We start from the raw sequence: 257 nt of genomic DNA, 5'->3' as shown, positions 1-257 counted from the left end.
CTATTTCCATTACAAATCTAAAAAGATGGTAGATGCAGTGTTCGATGATATGAAAGCAATGAATTTAAAGGTCATACGTATTTGGGGATTTCACGACGGAGCCCCTCAAGAAAACTCCGTTTTACAATCTAGTCCAGGGGTCTATGAAGAATCAGGTTTTCAAAAACTAGATTATGCGATTTATAAAGCAGGACAGGAAGGGATAAAGCTTGTCATTCCACTAGTGAACAATTGGGATGACTTTGGCGGGATGAATC

Annotated in this window: 1 pseudogene; it reads left to right on the top strand. The window is 38.9% G+C overall.

The window, feature by feature from the left end:
• Window positions 1-257 (top strand): annotated as a pseudogene (locus SB658_RS25440) (glycoside hydrolase); the annotation flags it as partial.

Origin of the sequence: Bacillus sp. SIMBA_008 (assembly GCF_046535495.1) — a bacterium.
Classification (GTDB): Bacteria; Bacillota; Bacilli; order Bacillales; family Bacillaceae; genus Bacillus; species Bacillus subtilis.
The sequence above is the reverse complement of the archived record's forward strand: the minus strand, read 5'-3'. Positions and strand labels throughout refer to the sequence as shown.